Origin of the sequence: Sphingomonas sp. Sphisp66 (assembly GCF_047324325.1) — a bacterium.
GTDB lineage: Bacteria > Pseudomonadota > Alphaproteobacteria > Sphingomonadales > Sphingomonadaceae > Sphingomonas.
Genome location: NZ_CP168508.1, coordinates 3,295,024 through 3,312,316 on the forward strand (window position 1 = coordinate 3,295,024; position 17,293 = coordinate 3,312,316).

A 17,293-nucleotide genomic window follows, 5' to 3' on the forward strand; every position below is an offset into this window, starting at 1 on the left:
TATGCGACCCGGCTCCCCGACTGGAAACCGGCGGCGGGGGACATCCGCCGCCGATCGGGTTCAGAAGCGCTGCGTCAGGTTGGCGTAGAAGGTGCGCAGCCGCGGGTCGCCGCTGGGCGCATAGCCCATGGTCCGCGTCACATCGATGGCAGGCTTGGTGTTCAGGACGTTGTTGAGGCCAAGGCCCAGCTCGGTCTTCCGGAAGATCCGCACGCCGCCATACAGGTCGAAATAGGTCGATGCCTCCACCCGGTTCGAACCCTGTTCGGGGATGATCGTGTGGGTGTTGTTGACATAATAGCCGCTGAAATGGCGCATCCGCGCGCCGAGGTTCCAGCGTTCCGCCGTGTAGCTCGCCGAGAGCACGCCGCGGAACTTCAGGCTGTCGCCTCCGCCGAAGAAGTTGCCGGTAGAAACCACGCCGGTGATGTCCTGCGCGGGCGCCGACGCGGTGATCTGGGTGGTCAGCTTGAGCAGCAGCGTGGCGCTGCCGCGGATCTCGAGCTGGCCCTGGCCGATCTTGCGCACATAGCTGCCCGAGAAGTCGACCGCTTCGCTGAGCCGGCGCGACAGGTTCGCCGTGGTCGCGTCGACATAGATGATCTTGCCGACACTGTAGGGATCGCCCGGCGCCACCGGCGCGCGCCGGAAGCGATCGGGATAGGCGGCAAGGAAGTCGGCGAAGGCCGTCGCCGCCAGGTTGGTGGTGTTGTTGAGCAGGCCCGACGGATCGAAATAGGCATTCTTGATGTCGATCCTGGTCCAGTCGGCGCGCAACGTCAGCCCGCTGAGGAAGCGCGGCGTCAGGATCGTGCCGAACGACCAGCTGGTCGACTTCTGCGGATCGACGTTGGGATTGCCGCCCGACAGCCCCTCGACCAGCGAGAAGAAGCCGAAATTGGTCCCGATCGGCTCGTTGCCGCGCAGCGGATCGCGAGCGGCGAGACGGATGGCGTTGGTAAAGCCGAACAGGTTGAAGCCCGTGGCCTCGACGACATTGCTGAGCTGCGGCGGGTTATAGCCGGTCGAATAGGAGCCGCGGAATGCGATGTCCGGCGTCACCGACCATTTCGCGGCGACCACCGGGTTGAACGAGTCGTTCTTCACCCGGCGATAGGGGATGACCACGCCCGGCGCGGGACAGGGATCCTGCTCCTCGGCGGCGGTCAGGTTGCCGGCATGGCTGTTGACGCACTGGAAGCTCGTGTTGGTGCCGCGGCCGTTATAGGCGTCGTAGCGGCCCGACAGGCGCAGCTCGAGCTCGTGGATCAGCGGCACCTTGTTGCTCGCGCCGATCACCGGCAGCACCAGCTCGCCATAGGCGCTCCGGGTGTTGAGGCTGCGCTCGGGCGAGTAGGAGACGCCGGCGAGGCTGGGGCCGTCGCTATAGGAGACGCTGTCGCCGAACCATTGCCGCTGCATTTCGCCGACCAAGGTCACCACCGGCTTGCCGCCCCAGAGCCGCGCGAAGCCGATCGGCCCCGCCAGCTTCAGCGTGTAGGAGGTGAAGCTCGACTTGGAAGGCGAGCGCCGCGTGTAGTTGCCCTCGGTGTCGTACTGATAGGCGATCGGATAGGCGAGCGTGTCGAGCAGGACGTTGACCGTGCCGTTCCCGTTGGGGACCATGCTCGCATAATAGGCGGCCGAGAGCTGCCGCTTCGCGTCATAGGAGTCGGCATTGCCGATGCTGGTGTTGACGTCGAAATTGGCCTGCCAGTGCCAGGGCAGCTTCACGATCGCGCCGCCGATGAACTGGGTGGTGTCCGACCGGGCCCGCTCGGTCGCCATCGGCTCGTTGCTCGGGAAGGAAACCGTGATCTCGGTGGTGAACGGGTTGAGCGGATTGTTGGCCGCATAGTTGATCGAAGTCGGCACCGGGGTGGTCCGGTACTCGGATTCGACGCGCGAGAAGCTCGCCGAGCCATAGAGGCTGAGCCAGCTGGTCACGTCGCTGCGGATCGTCGCGGTGCCGCTCCACACGGTGCTGCCGTAGAGCAAGGGGAAGCGGTCACCGAGCAGCGGGCCGCCGGTGTCGGCGGGGCCCGGCTGGATGTTCTGGCGGCCGGCATTGGCAAGCAGCGCCGCCGCGCCGTCCTGCCCGATGCCGCGATAGCCGGCGGGCAGATAGGTGATCGAGGAACCCAGCGCGGTCACGCCGTTCACGGCATATTGCGGGCGCAGCACCAGGTTGCCGCCATTGGCGCTGCGGATGTTCGGCGTGGTCGCGTAGATGAGCGGCGCAGTCTCGAGATAGCGCGGATTGTTCTTGAGGATGAAGTCGAGGCGATCGTTGATGAAGTCGGTATCGCCGGCGAGCAGCGGATCGGACTTCTTCCAGCTGCCGCTCAGCGTGAGCGTGGTCTTGGGGAGAAGCGGAAAGGTGGCATTGGCGCTCAGCCTCCGCTCGATCGCATCACCCTTGGTCGTCCCGCCTATATAGGCGCTGGTCTCGATGCCGCGAAAATCGCGGCGCAGCACGATGTTGATTACGCCGCCCACCGCGTTGCTGCCATATTGGCCCGCCGCCGAGGAGGCGAGCACCTCGACGCGCTCGATCTGGTCGAGCGGGATGCCCGAGATCGAGGACTGGACGAACGCGCCGGTGACGCCGTTGTTGGGCTCGGCATAGCGGCGGCCATCGACCAGGATCAGCGTCGAGTCGGCACCCAGGCCGCGCAGGTTGATGACAGAGTCGCGGGTGGTGACGCCCCCGCCCTGCGCCGAGGTGCGGACATTGGTCATCGCGCCGAGATTGTCGCGCAGAAAGTCCTCGAGGTTCATCGCCCCCGAACGCTTGATCTGCTCGCGCGAGAAGACCGTGTAGGGCTGCGCCTCGTTCTCGGTGCGCGGGATGTCGGTGTTGAGGGTCAGTGTGCGGCGACCGGTCACCAGGATTTCGGGGATGTTGGGATCGCCGTTGACATAGCCCTGGTCGTTCTCGAAATCGGCGATGACGCGCTTGGCCTTGTCCAGCGTCGCCTTGGTCGGGCCGCCGACGACATAGGAGCCGTTCTGCATCCGCTGGACGCGCAGCCCGGTGTCGCGCAGCAATCGGGCCAGCGCCTCGTCCACGGTGAAATTGCCCTGGAGGCGCGCAACCTTCCGGCCGGCGACACGGTCGGGGAGGAACGCGATCTGCACCTTGGCCTGGCGACCCAGCGCGATCAGCGCGTCGCCGAGATTGCCGGCGGGAATGTCGATGCCGAGCGTCTGGCGGGCGGCCGTCCCCTGCGCCGTCGCCATGCCGCCGTGCAGCGCGCAGCTCGCGGCGCCGACGGCGAGCGCCATTTTCAGAACCCGCACCTTGTTCGCGAAACCAGCCATCCTAACCCCCTGTGTCTTTTCCCCGGGGCCATTTCGGTCCCCGGAGCTTCAGACGAAGGTCAGAAACAAATCCACATCGGACCGGTAAAAAAATTGTCGCAAAGGCCGGCGCTGCGCAGCATCACTGCGCTTTGCCCTCGCTCGGATAGAGTTCGATTTCACCGCGATTGGTGTCGCGTGCCGCGACCGGCAGCATCGTCGAGACCAGATCGGCAAATGCATTGGGATCGCCGGTCTTGTAGACGCCGCTGATCCGCATCCGGCCCACCCGCGGATCCGCAATCACGATCGGCTTCAGCGAATAGCGGTTGAGCTCAGCCACCGCCTGGGACACCGGCGCATCGTCGAACTCGACGAGCTGCTGCCGCCAGAGCAGCTGGCGGTTCACGTCCACGGCATGGACCTCGGGCGCGCTGCGCACGGTGACGGTGAATTGCTGCCCCGGCGCGAGATAGGTGGGCGCCTGCACCGCCGGAAGCGCGGTGCCGGTGGTCGTAGCGACGGCACGCGGCGGGTCGATAACCACCTTGCCGCGCATCAACGTGACGTGCAGCTGGCCCCGGCCGACCTGCACCTCGAACATCGTGCCGAGCGCCGTGACCACCCGGTCCCCGGCGGCGACCGAGAAGGGACGCTTCGGATTGTGGGCGACGTCGAACAGGGCCTGCCCGCGAACCAGCCGGACGATCCGCCGGTCGGCACGGAAATCGACGGTGACCTGGCTGCCGGTGTTCATCGTGACCCGCGACCCGTCGGCGAGCACGAGCACACGCTGCTCGCCGATCGCGGTGGCATAGGCCCCGCTCGCGGCCGGCGCGGCGACTTCCGGAATGCTGGGTTCGGCCTTGGCCACCTGCGGGGCCGTCGCCTGCGGCGCGCCTACCGGCTGGTCGAGCAGGGTGAAGCCGAGCACCCCGGCAACGCCCGCCGCGATCGCCCCGCCCGCCGCCCAGGGCAGCCAGGGCCGGCGGGTGCGGTGCACTTGCGCTTCCTGGCGCAGCGCATCGAGCCCGGGAAGGTCTATGCCGTCCAGGTCGTCGAACACGTCGAGCGCGTCGCGCGCCCGCGCATAGGCGTCCGCGCTGCCCGGCTCGGTGAGCCAGGCCTCGAACTCGGCCTGCTCCGCGGCATCGAGCGCGTCCGCATCGTCACGCACCGCCCAATGGGCCGCGCGGTCGAGCGGCGTATCTGCCCTGTCGGGGACAAGTCGCGGACCCATCACTCCTCAAGCCCCCTTGCCAGATGCGCGACCGCGCGCTCCATATGTTTCTCGACGGCGCTGACCGATATGCCAAGCTGCGCCGCTATTTCCCGGTATTTGACACCTTCGAGACGTCTAAGCACGAAAATAACCCTGGTACGCTCAGGCAGCACCTGCAGCAATTCGATGACGCGTGCGAGGCGCTCCCGCTTCATCAGGACGTGCTCGGGCGAGAAATCCACATCGCCGTGCAGCGCTTCGTCGAAACTTTCGTGCGCCTCGCCGTGCCGGCTGCTGCGATTGCGAAGATAGTCGGCGAAGACGCTGCGCGCCGTCTGGAACACATAGCCGCCGAGATGGTCGATCGACTCGATCTCGCCGCGCCGCAGCAAACGCTCGAACACCTGCTGGGTCAGGTCCTCGGCCGCGGCGGCATCGGGAACGCGCCGGCCGAAATAGCGGAGCAGGGACGCGCGATAGTTCCGGTGCAACGCATCGAATGAGACGTTGCCCGGTGGATCAGGCGACAATTCCCCGCGTGCGGACAGCGGTGATCTCCTTGCGCAAATCTGTAACATTGAATGAACCAAATCGGAGCGACGTCAAGCCGTGCATCTCCGCAGATCCTCACGCGCGTGCGGGATACGCATGGGGTGCGAAAAAATGCGCCGATCCGGAATTTTTCAGGACGGGGATGGGGAATTCCGATCGGCTTCCGTCTTGGCTGCTGATGGGGACGGCGCGCGGGAAGCTTGCGCCGGCTGCCAGTCAGGGAGGGTAAGTTAATGCGGAATTCTGGTCGCGGGCGCCTGCTTATCGGCGCGTCGGTGGTGAGCCTCTTGGTGGGAACGGGGGCGTTCGGCGAGGACCGGGCGGGCGCGGGGGCGCCAAAGGCCGTTGCGGTCCAGGCGGGCGCCGATCGTGCCGCGCCGCCACAGGATGCCGCCCGTCCCCAGGACCCCACCCCGCCTTCGCAGCCCTGGGCGCACGAGAAGAGCGACGTGCCGGTCGATCCGACGATCCGCTACGGCACGCTGCCCAATGGCGTCCGCTATGCGATCAAGCGCAACGCGACGCCGCCGGGCCAGGCATCGGTCTGGCTGCGCATCGATGCCGGCTCGCTGATGGAGAAGCCCAACCAGCTCGGCCTTGCCCATTTCATGGAGCACATGGCGTTCAACGGCACGGCCGACATCCCGAAGAACGAGCTGATCCACGAGCTCGAGCGGCTCGGCCTGCAGTTCGGCGCCGACCTCAACGCCGCCACGACCTTCGACCAGACCTTCTACCGGCTCGACATGCCGCGCGTCGATGACCAGAAGCTCACCACCGCGCTCCACGTGCTGCGCCAGCAGGTCTCGGCGGCGACCATGGATCCCGCCGATATCGACGGCGAGCGCGGCGTCATCCAGGGCGAGGAGCGGCTGCGCAACTCGCCGGCGGTGAAGGTGAGCCTCAAGCAGCTTTCGGTGCTCGGTGCCGGCACCCTGCTGCCCAACCGGATCCCGATCGGCGACATGGAGATCATCAAGACCGCGCCGCGTGAGCGCTTCGTCGATTTCTACGCAACTTACTACCGGCCATCGCGTGCCACGGTGATCGCAGTCGGCGATTTCGACGTCGATGCGATGGAGGCGAAGATCAAGAACGCCTTCTCCGACTGGCAGCCCAAGGCGCCGGACGGTCCCGAGCCGGATCTGGGGACGCTCGCCAAGCATGGCCAGGAGGCGCATGTCTATGTCGAGCCCAGCCTGAGCCCGGCGCTGACCATTGCCTGGGTGAGCCCGCCGCGCCTGCTCGACGACAATCTCGCCAACCGCCGCGCCGAATGGGTCCGCCAGATCGCGCTCGCAGTGCTCAAGCGCCGTTTTGCCGAGCAGAGCCGCTCGGACAATCCGCCCTTCGTCAATGCCGATGCGGGCGATTCCGATCTCTTCCGCAGCTTCCACGCCTCGACGGTCAATGCCACCTATTTCCCCGGCAAGTGGAAGGACGCGCTGGCCTCGGTCGAGCAATCGGTGCGGCAGTTCGCCCAGTTCGGAGTCAGCCAGGCGGAGATCGATCGCGAGATCAACACCTTCCGCACCCGGCTGGAGAGCGCAGTCAAGAACGCGCCGACGCGCAACACCGTGCAGCTGGCCGGCAGCATCGAGAACAGCATCAACGAGCGCGAGGTGACCACCACCGCCGAGACCGACCTGCAGATCTTCGAGTCGGTCGCCGGCAAGCTCAATCCGGCGCAGGTCAACCCCGTCGCCAAGACGATCTTCGTCGGCGAAGGGCCGATCGTGACGCTCAACTCGTCCGACCCGGTCGAAGGGGGCGACGCCGCGCTCGCCGCGGTCTTCGATGCCTCGAAGACGGTTGCGGTCGCGCAGCTCCAGCCGCCCGCCGCCAAGCCCTGGGCCTATACCGATTTCGGCGTACCCGGCCAGGTCGTCAGCCGCTCGGCGCCGGACAAGCTCGGTGCAACCACGGTGACCTTCGCCAACGGCGTCAAGCTGACGGTCAAGACGACCGACTATAGCAAGAACGAGATCCAGGTCGGCCTGCTGACCGGCATCGGCGAGCGCAATTTCGGCCCCGGCGCGCTGGACCCGCGCGCCGCCGCGGTCGGCAATTTCGTGCCCGGCGGGCTGGGCAAGATGACGACGGACGAGATCAACCGCGCGCTCAACGGACATGTCGTCGGCGCCGGCCTCTCGACGCTGGGCCAGCGCTTCCTCTTCTCCGGCGGCACGCGCCCGAGCGACCTTGGCCTGCAGATGCAGTACATGACCGCCTTCGTCACCGACGCCGCGTTCCGCCCGGCGCCCTTCGCCAAGGTGATCGCGACCGCACCGGCGGGCTGGCTGCTGGCCAATTCCTCGCCGATGGGCGTCTACGGAATCAAGGTGAAGCCGGCGATGGCGAGCGGCGACCAGCGCCTCGCCGCCGCGCCGCCGGAAGTGACGTCCAAATGGACGATGGATCCGCTGCGCGACGACGTTCGGGGCATGCTCGGCAAGGGCCCGATCCACATCGTCATGGTCGGCGAGCTGAGCGTGGACGACGCGATCAAGGCCGTCGCACCGACCTTCGGCGCGCTGCCGGCCCGGCCCGACTATAATCCGTCCGCCCCCGGCGCCGACCAGCGCCGCTTCGCCGCGCCGACGCCGACGCCGCTGACCTTCACGCACAACGGACTGAAGGAACAGTCGCTGGGCGTGGTGGCCTTCCCGACCGTCGACGTCACCGGCAACCGCAAGCTCGCCCGTCAGATCGGCGTGCTCAAGGCGGTGGTCCAGCTGCGCGTGCTGGACGTGATCCGCGAGGAAGAGGCGCTGGCCTATTCCCCGGGCGTGAAGGACGATTACTCGCCCGACTACAAGGGCTTCGGTACGCTCGAGATCTATGCCGCGACCGCGCCGGAGAAGCTGCCGGCCTTCTATGCGGCAGTCGAACGGATCGTGAAGGGCCTCCAGGCGAAGCCGGTGACGGCCGACGAGCTCAAGCGCGCGCGCCAGCCGATGATCGAGCATTCCCGGCAGAGCATGAACACCAATGGCTTCTGGTTCAGCGCGCTGCTCGGCGAAGCGTATCGCCCCTCCAGCGCCGACGACGCGCTGACGCTCGAGGCGGATTACAACAGCGTCACCCCGGCGATGATCCAGGCACTCGCCCGCCAGTATCTGCGCATGGACAAGGCGTTCAAGGCCTCGGTGCTGCCGAGCGACCAGGCCGAAGGGAGCTGAAGGCCGGGGCCGGTGGCACGAACCCTCGTGTCACCGGCCTGGCGACAGGCAATCAGCCGGCGCCGCTGATCGCCTTAAGCTCGAGATGGTCCTCGATCCCGAACACGCCATATTCGCGGCCGATACCCGACTCCTTGAAGCCGCCGAACGGCGCCATAGGTTCGTGCGCGAACCCGTTGATCGCCACCCGTCCCGCATCGAGCCGCCCGGCGATCGCCCGGGCGCGGGCGACGTCGGTGCCGAGGATATAGGCGTGCAGGCCATAGGGCGTGTCGTTCGCGATGCGGATGGCGTCCTCCTCGTCCGCATAGGTCAGGATGGCGAGCACCGGCCCGAAGATCTCCTCGCGGGCGATCGTCATGTCCGGCGTGACCTGGCTGAACACCGTGGGCCGGATGAAATAGCCGCGGTCCAGGCCCTCGGGTCGGTCCTCGCCGCCAACGAGCAAATGCGCGCCCTCCTCGATCCCCTTGCGGACATAGCCGCGCACGCGGTCATATTGGCGCTGGTTGACCAGCGGGCCCATCGTCGTCGCGCTTGCGGCGGGATCGCCGACCACCGTCTTCCCGATCGCGGCGGTCACGGCCGCGCAGAACTCGGCGAGCTGACGGCGGTGCACGAGAATCCGCGTCCCTGCGATGCACGCCTGACCGTTATTGGCGAAGCCGATGCCGAGCGCGAGCGCGGCGGCCTGGGCGAGATCGGCATCCTGCATCACGATCGTCGGCGCCTTGCCGCCCAGCTCCAGCGTGACGCGCTGCATCCGGTCCGCCGAGCCGCGCAGGATCGACTTGCCGACCGGGGTCGAGCCGGTGAAGGAGATCTTGCGGACATCGGGATGCCGGGTCAGCGCTTCGCCGACGACATTGCCGGTGCCCGAGACGATGTTGATCAGCCCCGCGGGCGGGTTCGCCGCGTCGAGGCATTCGGCGAACAGCCGCGTCTGCCAGGCGCTGAACTCGCTGGGCTTGACCACCACCGGGCAGCCCGCAGCGAGCGCTCCGGCCATCTTCACGCTGATCGCATTGTAGACGCTGTTCCATGGCACGATGTGCAGCGCGACTCCTGCCGCCTGGGCGACGACTTCGGTGTGGTTGATCCGGCGGTTGAACGGGAAATCCTCGAGCAGCTTCGCCGCGATCCGGAAGTTCGCCGCGGCAAGGCCGGCGCGCCAGCGGGCCTGCTCGATCGGGCCGCCATATTCGGTGATCGTCGCCTCGGTCAGCGCATCGGCGCGCGCCTCGACCGCGTCGGCAAGCCGATTGAGCAAGTCCATCCGCTCGGCCGGGGTGGAGGCGGCCCATTGCGGCAGGGCCCGGCGCGCGCTGCGGACGGCGAGGTCGGCATCTTCCTCGTCCGCCAGCCTCAGCGTGCCGATCTGCTCCTCGGTGGTGGGATTGATCAGCGGCAATTCCTCGCGGCCGCGCGTCTTCTGGAAGCCGCCGTCGATATAGCTTTCGTCAAAAATGCGCATGATCGGCTCCTTGATCGATGGTGAAATGCGCCGCCGCCGGATCGCGGGCAGGCAGGGGGATCTCGTCATAGCTGTAGCGCGGGGCCAGCCGGCGCCGCTCGATGCGCCACCCCTGTCCCGTCCGGATCAGGCCGAGCAGATAGCGCCCGCCGAAGACGCTGCGCGCAGGCTCTACGGTATCGGCCAGGCGCCGGGCGGTCACGACGACATCGATGCTCGCCGATGCGCGCTCGCCGTAGACATCCAAGTCGATCACCGGATTGCATAGCTTGTGATGGGTCCAGCGCGTGCCGGCCAGCCGGCGCATGGCATCGCGCGCGTAGCTGTCGGCAGCGACCGGCGCGGTTTCGCCCGGGGATCCGGTCCAGACCGTATCCGCCAGGCATGCCCGATAGCCAAGCAGGTCCCGGTCGTCCGCCGCCTGGGCCAGCCGCGCGGCGAGCTTGAAGATCGCCCATTCGTCGATGTCGTTCGCCATCGCATCCTACTCCGGCAGGGAATCCGATGGAGCAAAGATAGGCCTGGCGCCGGCGCAGGCACGTTATCGGCGCGCAGGCGATGTTAGCGACCGCCAGAGAGGCCCGGCGTCGCTGCGCTAACGGCCGCTCGCGCAAGCTAACGGGCGCTTTTCCGCAGTCTCCACCACATGGCGTACCAGGGCGGGTTGCCGCGGAGACCGGATGTGATCTGGAAGTTGATGGCCATGATGCCGGCCCCTCGGAACGGGCAGCAATGACGGAACCGGCCTTGCCCCGGGTGGCAGAGCTTGCCCGTTCGGTCCGGATGCTCGCCGCGATCGGCGCCGCCCTGAAGCTTCGCTCGCTCGCGGACATGGATGCGGAGATGCGCGACCGGATCGAGCGTGCGGCCGGGCTCGCGCTCGGGACCGCGCCGTCGTCGCTCGCCGAGGCGGAGCTGCCGCAGCTGCGCACCATGATCGCGATGGCCTTTGCGGAAGGCGGCGAATTGCTGCGCGATCCCGCTCGCGGGCCGGGCTGGCAGGTCACCGATCCGGAGATACTCCAGGCCCAGGGACAGGCTTCGGCAAGCGTGTTCGACCGGATCCTTGCGCTGTCGGAAACTCGCCCGCTGCTCAGGCAGGCCTTGTCCGGTCGCTTCCTTGATGTCGGTACGGGCGTCGGAGCTATCGCCCTCAGGGCGGCGCAAGCCTGTCCCGCGCTGGAGGTGCACGGCATCGACATCTGGCCGCCTGCAATCGCCATCGCAGAGCGCAACGTCGCCGCTAGCCCGTTCGCGGCACGCATCCGCATCGACCCGCTCGACGTGGCCGATCTGCCAGCGCGGCCCCGCTATAGCCTGGCCTGGCTACCGACCATGTTCCTGCAGCGCGTGGTGGTGCGCGAGGCGATCGCCCGGATCGCCGCTGCCTCCCGCCTCGGCGCCTTTCTGGTGGCCGGGCTCTACACGGTGCCGCCGGATCCTTTCCTCGCCGAATTCACCGCACTGCGCACGCTGCGAAGCGGCGGCGAGATCACCGACAGCGCCGAGCTTGCCGCGATGCTGGAGCGCGAGGGCCTTGGCGACATCGAAGTCGATCGCGGCCCGGTGGCGACCTTCGTGGTGGCGAGAACTAATTCCCTGCCGGATGCCGATCATCCGGCGTGTTCGTAAGGAAGCGTAAATGACCGACCATTCCCGATCCGAGCTGCTCAGCCCCGGCGCGCATGCCATCGACCTGCTGGGTGTCCGGCAGGCCTACACTATTGCCGGACAGGGGTCGCTATGCGTGGTCCACTCCGGAGGGCCCGGGATCGGCTGGCGCTATCTGCGCATGCCGGCGCTCGAGCAGCATTTCACCATGTTGTACCTGGAGCCGATCGGCACCGGCAATTCCGGCCGCCTGCCCTCGCATCCGGGCGGCTATAGCGTTGTGCGCTACAGCGAGCAGCTCGGTGCCCTGCTCGACGCACTCGACCTGCGGGACGCGCTGCTGCTCGGCCATTCGCATGGCGGCTTCGTCGCGCAGCACTATGCGTTGCAGCAGCCGGAGCGGCTGAAGGGAATCATCCTCTACGCCAGCGCCGCGGTCACCGGCGGGGCGTTCATCGGTTCGGCGGGACAGAATGCAGCTGCCTTTGCCGCCCGCCACGCCGGCGATCCGCTGGCGGAGGATGTGCTGGCGGCATGGCAGAGCCTCGGCTCGATGCGGAGCGACGCCGATTATCTCCATGTCCTGCAGCGGCTGTTGCCCGTCTATTTCGCCGATTTCCGTCGCCCCGACCTGCATTTCGAATCGATCCGGGATGCGATCACCGCGACCCTGCTGATCGGCGACGGCGCGCCGTTCGACGTGACGGCGGAGCTGCCCGGCCTGCGCGTTCCGGCGCTGGTGCTGGCGGGCGAGCAGGATTTCATCTGCGGGCCCACCCATGGCGAGATCATCGCATCGCTGGTACCCGACGCTCGGTTCCTGCGCTTCCAGGATGCCGGCCATTTCATCCATCTCGAACAGGCGGACGGCTTCAATGCGGCGGTGCTGGGGTTCGGCCTGGGCGGTTGATTGCCAGCCTCCCTCCCCTCCTCCAGCGTCCCGCAACGAATGGCCCCGCGCATGTCCTATCCAGAACAATTCACCGTCCCGAAGCGCGAGATCCGGCGCGAGCAGCGCTTCACCGGCAAGATCGCGCTGGTCACCGGCGGCAGTACCGGCATCGGTGCTGCCGTGGTGCGCAGGTTCGCCGAGGAGGGGGCATCGGTCGCCTTCACCTATTTCGCCTCGCGCGATGCGGCCCGGGAGCTTGAACGGGAGCTGCTCGACGCTGGGCGGACCGCGATGGCGATGCGGGTCGACGCTCGCTCCGAGGAAGAAACCCGCGCCTGCATCCGCGAACTGGTCGAAGGGTTCGGTCGCGTCGACATGCTGGTCAACAATGCCGGGCTGGCCCGTGCAGGCGCGATCGAAAGCTATGATCTGGGCGCGCTCGAGGAAATGGTCGCCGTCAACGTCAAGGCGCCGTTCCTCGCCATCCGCGAGGCCCTGCCGCACATGCGGGCGGGCGCGCGGATCATCAATGTCGGCAGCGTCAGCAGCGACTATATGCCCTATCCCGGCCAGGCGGCGTACACGATGACCAAGGCCGCGATGACGGGATTGACGCGCGGGCTGGCCCGCGAGCTGGCAGGGCGCGGCATCACCATCAACACGGTGCAGCCCGGGCGGGTCGAGACCGGCCTGCTCCGCCAGGTGCTGGGCGACGCCTATGAAACGGTGCGCCGCGACACTCCGATGGGCCGGTTCGGCAAGGTGGCGGAAGTCGCCAGCGTCATCGAGTTCCTGTGCAGCGACGCCGCCGCCTATGTCACCGGCGCGCATATCCGGGTCGATGGCGGCGTCTCCGTCTAACCGCAATTGACACGCGCCATACCGCCACGCGGCAGCGCATTCTCCGGCTTCGGCCGTCCAGGAGTTTACCCCATGTCGAGGAATATTCTGATCATCGGCGCCGGCATCGCCGGCCTGGCACTTGCCCGCGCTTTCGAGCGCCAGGGCATCGCATTCGACATCATCGACCGTGCTCCGAGCCCTCTGACCGGCGGGGCCGGCATGTTCCTGCCCGGCAACGCCATGGTCGCACTGCGCGGACTGGGGCTGGGCGAGCAGGTGGCGGACATCGCCTGGCACAATCGGCGCCAGACCATCCTCGATGCCGGCGGCGGGGTGTTGCACGACATGGATGTGGACAGCTTCTGGGAAGATGCCGGCCCCTGCCTGTCGCTCACCCGGGCATCGCTGACCGGGATACTCCGGTCGGGCGTGGAGGCGCAGGTCCGCTATGGCACCTGGACCGACGCTATCGCGATCGAGGATCACAAGGCGCGGCTGACCTTCTCGGACGGAGCCGAGGCTGTCTATGATTTGGTCATCGGCGCCGACGGCTTCACCTCCGCAACGCGCACCCAGCTGTTCGGATATGAGCCGCCCGAAATCTATCCGCGCACCTGCTGGCGGACGCTGGTGCCGAACCGCATCGGCTTGCGCCACTGGACGGTGATGCTCGGCCATCGCCGCGCGCTGCTCGGCGTTCCGGTCGAGGACGGGCTGCTCTATCTGTACGGAGACGCGGACAATGTGCTGCTTCCCGCCCATCCGACCACCCATCGCCAGGGCCTGAAGAATCTATTCGGCGGTTTCGCGGCACCTCTCGCGCCGGTCGTCGCCGCGCTCGGGCCGGACGACCGGATCGACAAGGGCATATTGGGCGAGGTCGCGGCGCGCGACTGGAGCAACGACGCTGCGGTGCTGATCGGCGATGCCGCTCATGCCTGCTCGCCGAGCATGGCACAGGGGGCCAGCATGGCGTTCGAGGACGCGCTGGTGCTCGCCGATTGCATTGCCGGTGCGCAGGACCTCCGCGGAGCGCTGGCCGAATTCAACCGGCAGCGGCTGGAGCGCGTGCGCTGGATCCAGAAGCAATGCCGCGCGCGGGATTCGACGCGGTCGCTACCCCGGCCGCTCCGCATCGCCATCCTCCGGCTGCTCGGCGACCGCCTCTATCGGCGCAGCTATACGCCGCTCCTCCTCCCGTTCCGGAGCGGCGGCGCGGATCGTGTCGACCAGCGCGCGTAGCGCCGGCGAGGTGTTCCGGTTGTGCGGATAATAGAGGCATAGCCGGGAGGATCTCGGCATCCACGGCTCGAGCAGCAGCGATAGCTGCCCCGCCTCGATCGCATCGCTGCAGATCGAACGCGCGATATAGGCGATCCCCATGCCCTCGATCGCGGCCTTGAATAGCAGCAGCTGGTTGTCGAGCGTGAGATTGCCGGGCACGTCGAGCGCGAGCGCCTCGCCGCCGCGCTCGAATTCCCAGCGATAGGTCCCGCCGCCGGGCAGCACCGAGCGGATGCAGCGATGGTGCAGCAGGTCCGCGGGAACGCCCGGCGCGGGGTGTTCGCGCAGATAGGCCGGCGCGGCGACCACGCAGAAATCCAGGCCGAAGGGCAGCGGCACCGCGACCATGTCGGCGGGGACGGATTCCTCCAGCCGGACGCCGGCGTCGCATCCGTTCAGCACGATGTCGACGAGCCGCGTCTCGGTGGTGAGCTCGATCGAGACCAGCGGATGGCGCCGGCTGAAATCGCGCAGCACCGGGGCCAGGACCTGATGCGCCCCGGTCACCGAGCTGTTGATGCGCAGCAGGCCCGAAGGTGCGCCGGCGCGGCTGCCGGCTTCTTCGGCGGCACGCTCGATCTCGGCGAGCGCCGGCGCCACCCGCGCGATGAACTCGGCGCCCGCGGCGGTCAGCGAGACGCTGCGCGTGGTCCGGTTGAACAGCCGTACGCCCAGCCGGTCTTCCAGCGTGCGGATATTGCTGCTCAGCGCCGTAGGCGAGATGCCCAGATAGTCCGCCGCCGCGCGGAAGCTGCGCCGCTCGGCAAGCTGGATCGCTGCCATGAGCTCGCCGATGCTGTTCCGGCTGATTGTACCGTTATGCCGCATAACCCATCCCGATTGCGCAAGCTAATCAAGGTAATCATCTGGGCCCATCTTCGATGCATCGCAAGCATCAGGAGATTTGAGGATGAAAACGGAACTCGAAACGCGCCGGGCACTCGTCACCGGCGCATCGTCGGGCCTTGGCGAAGCCATTGCGCGCATGCTCGCCGCCGAAGGCGCCGCCGTGGTCGTGCACGGCCGCGACGAGGCACGCACCCGCAAGGTGGCGGCGGAGATCGTCGCGGCCGGTGGCACCGCCGATGTCGCTATCGGCGATCTGGCCAATGACGAAGGCGCCGAAGCCGTCGCCCAACAGGCCTTTGCGGGCGGCGCGATCGACATTCTCGTCAACAATGCCGGCTACTACCATCATCTCGACTGGCCCAGCGCGACGCCGGACAAATGGGCCGAGACCTTCGAGGTGAACGTCTTCTCGGCCGTCCGGATGATCCAGCGCATCGTCCCGCCGATGGTGTCACGCGGCTGGGGACGCGTCATCCAGATCGGCGGCGGGCTCGCCGAGCAGCCGGCGACGATGCATCCCGACTATCAGGCTTCGCTCGCCGCGCGCCACAACCTCGCCGTGTCGCTCGCCCGGCAGTTGAAGAACACGGGCGTCACTTCGAACATCGTCGCGCCGGGCGCCATCCTGGTGCCGTCGGTGCGCAAGCTGCTCGAGGAGATCGCGCCGAAGCAGGGCTGGGGCGAGAGCTGGGAGGAGATCGAGCGCGGCTGCGTCAAGGATCTGGTGCCGAACGATGTCGGTCGCCTGGGCCGGCCGGAAGAGATCGCGGCTGCCGTCACCTATCTGGCCAGTGGGCTCGCAGCCTATGTCAGCGGCGCGACGATCCGGGTGGATGGCGGCACGGTACGCTCGGCGTTCTGACCGCGAGCGGAGATGCCTCGCCCCCTTACATGGTTGAATGACCGCTCCGGACGTCCTTGCTATGCATCGCGGCGGGAATGGCGTTTTGCCGATGAGGGGGCCCTTATGATCCGGATCGCCTGTGTTTCGATTGCGCTGCTGACCAGCGGGACTGCGGCCGCGCAGGGCCGCATGTCCGACTATGTCCGCGGACTCTACGAGGAGCGCTGCCTCAAGCAGGAAGTGTCGGCGTGCCGCGAACTGATCGCGGCCGATTTCGGGGTGCCCGATGCGACCCGGGCCCGGGCGCTGGCGGTTCGTGGCGCGGCCCTGTTGCGGAACGACGCGGCCGACGATGCGGCGGCCGACTTCACCGGTGCGCTCAAGATCGCCGAAGCCCAGCAGGATCCGGCGATGACCAGGCTCGATGCTGCGCGCGGCGTGTCCGGCTTCACCGCCCAGTGGCGCAGCATGGTGCATGCAGGATTGGCGGACGCCCAGCTGCGGCGCAGCGACAAGGCCAGTGCCCGTATCGCGGTGGAGAAGGCAATCAAGCTCGATGCCGGCAACGGCTATGCCTATTCGGTCCGCGCGCGGATCGTCGGCAGCGAGCAGCAATGGCCGGCGGCGCTCGCCGATTTCGACCGGGCGATCCAGGCGGGCATGGCGGATACGGCCGAACGCGCGCTCACCCTTTATCGTCACGGCATCGTCCGCGGCGTGCTGAAGCAACCGGCCGAAAGCCAGATCGCCGATTTCACCGCCGCGCTGGCGATCGATCCGACCCTTGCCATTGCGCTGGAACGGCGCGCGGGCCTTTATCAGGACATGGGGAAGCACGAAGATGCGGTGCGCGACTATGATGCGCTCACGTCGCGCGCACCCAAATACGCCGTCGGCTTCAATTCGGCCTGCTGGACGCGTGCCGCCTATCTGAAGCGCGAGTTCGACAAGGCCCGTACGCAATGCGACCAGGCCCTCGCCCTGGCAGCGGAACCCAACAGCTATGACAGTGCCGGCCTGGTCGCGCTCCAGCAGAGGCGGTGGCAGGATGCCTGGGCCTTGTACGACAAGGCAGTAAAGGGCGACGCGAAGATGGCGTCCGCGCTCTATGGCCGTGGGATCGCGGCCAAACGCCTCGGCCGGGCTGCCGAGGGGGAGGCGGACCTCGCCGCGGCATCGCGCATGGAAGCGCAGGTCGCGGCGGACTACGCATCCTACGGCCAGACGCCCTAGACGC

General features: G+C 67.6%; 12 protein-coding genes and 1 pseudogene. 7 read left to right on the forward strand and 6 right to left on the reverse strand.

Annotated elements, in window-relative coordinates; genetic code table 11:
* Positions 1 to 60: 60 nt before the first annotated feature.
* From ACEN8G_RS14920 to ACEN8G_RS14930, 3 genes are all read right to left on the reverse strand, one after another.
* Positions 61 to 3,324 carry a TonB-dependent receptor domain-containing protein gene (locus ACEN8G_RS14920; protein ID WP_413414214.1) on the reverse strand — a complete coding sequence of 1,088 codons (3,264 nt, stop codon included), beginning with the start codon at positions 3,322 to 3,324 and terminating at the stop codon, positions 61 to 63.
* Between the two features lie 121 nt (positions 3,325 to 3,445).
* On the reverse strand, positions 3,446 to 4,543 hold the full coding sequence (locus ACEN8G_RS14925; RefSeq protein WP_413414215.1) for a FecR family protein: 1,098 nt from the start codon (positions 4,541 to 4,543) through the stop codon (positions 3,446 to 3,448).
* A complete protein-coding gene (locus tag ACEN8G_RS14930) occupies positions 4,543 to 5,055 on the reverse strand; it encodes an RNA polymerase sigma factor (protein WP_413740613.1) in 513 nt (170 codons plus the stop codon). The genes ACEN8G_RS14925 and ACEN8G_RS14930 overlap by 1 nt, the downstream gene beginning before the upstream one ends.
* Before the next feature lie 255 nt (positions 5,056 to 5,310).
* On the opposite strand from ACEN8G_RS14930, the gene ACEN8G_RS14935 reads away from it, so the two are divergent.
* Entirely contained in the window at positions 5,311 to 8,259 is a 2,949-nt protein-coding gene (locus ACEN8G_RS14935; RefSeq protein WP_413414217.1) for a M16 family metallopeptidase, read from the forward strand.
* A gap of 52 nt (positions 8,260 to 8,311) precedes the next feature.
* Here the strand turns inward: ACEN8G_RS14935 and ACEN8G_RS14940 are convergent, their stop codons facing one another.
* Together ACEN8G_RS14940 and ACEN8G_RS14945 are read right to left on the reverse strand one after the other, a co-directional pair.
* A complete protein-coding gene (locus ACEN8G_RS14940; protein ID WP_413414218.1) occupies positions 8,312 to 9,733 on the reverse strand; it encodes an aldehyde dehydrogenase family protein in 1,422 nt (473 codons plus the stop codon).
* Positions 9,720 to 10,211 carry a nuclear transport factor 2 family protein gene (locus ACEN8G_RS14945; protein ID WP_413414219.1) on the reverse strand — a complete coding sequence of 164 codons (492 nt, stop codon included), beginning with the start codon at positions 10,209 to 10,211 and terminating at the stop codon, positions 9,720 to 9,722. The genes ACEN8G_RS14940 and ACEN8G_RS14945 overlap by 14 nt, the downstream gene beginning before the upstream one ends.
* 305 nt (positions 10,212 to 10,516) lie before the next feature.
* On the opposite strand from ACEN8G_RS14945, the gene ACEN8G_RS14950 reads away from it, so the two are divergent.
* The 4 genes and pseudogenes from ACEN8G_RS14950 to ACEN8G_RS14965 form a co-directional block, all read left to right on the forward strand.
* Entirely contained in the window at positions 10,517 to 11,365 is an 849-nt protein-coding gene (locus ACEN8G_RS14950) for a methyltransferase domain-containing protein (protein WP_413414220.1), read from the forward strand.
* Between the two features lie 10 nt (positions 11,366 to 11,375).
* Entirely contained in the window at positions 11,376 to 12,254 is an 879-nt protein-coding gene (locus ACEN8G_RS14955) for an alpha/beta fold hydrolase (RefSeq protein ID WP_413414221.1), read from the forward strand.
* A gap of 51 nt (positions 12,255 to 12,305) precedes the next feature.
* Positions 12,306 to 13,097, forward strand: a complete 792-nt coding sequence (locus ACEN8G_RS14960) for an SDR family NAD(P)-dependent oxidoreductase (RefSeq protein ID WP_413414222.1) — start codon at positions 12,306 to 12,308, stop codon at positions 13,095 to 13,097.
* Between the two features lie 72 nt (positions 13,098 to 13,169).
* Positions 13,170 to 14,030: pseudogene (locus tag ACEN8G_RS14965) on the forward strand (FAD-dependent monooxygenase); the annotation flags it as partial.
* A gap of 165 nt (positions 14,031 to 14,195) precedes the next feature.
* Here ACEN8G_RS14965 and ACEN8G_RS14970 read toward each other — a convergent pair.
* Positions 14,196 to 15,146 carry a LysR family transcriptional regulator gene (locus ACEN8G_RS14970; protein ID WP_413740614.1) on the reverse strand — a complete coding sequence of 317 codons (951 nt, stop codon included), beginning with the start codon at positions 15,144 to 15,146 and terminating at the stop codon, positions 14,196 to 14,198.
* Between the two features lie 127 nt (positions 15,147 to 15,273).
* On the opposite strand from ACEN8G_RS14970, the gene ACEN8G_RS14975 reads away from it, so the two are divergent.
* Positions 15,274 to 16,074, forward strand: a complete 801-nt coding sequence (locus tag ACEN8G_RS14975) for an SDR family NAD(P)-dependent oxidoreductase (protein WP_413414224.1) — start codon at positions 15,274 to 15,276, stop codon at positions 16,072 to 16,074.
* Between the two features lie 105 nt (positions 16,075 to 16,179).
* Positions 16,180 to 17,289 (forward strand): hypothetical protein, encoded by a 1,110-nt coding sequence (locus ACEN8G_RS14980; protein WP_413414225.1) that lies wholly within the window; start codon positions 16,180 to 16,182, stop codon positions 17,287 to 17,289.
* The last annotated feature ends 4 nt before the right edge of the window (positions 17,290 to 17,293 follow it).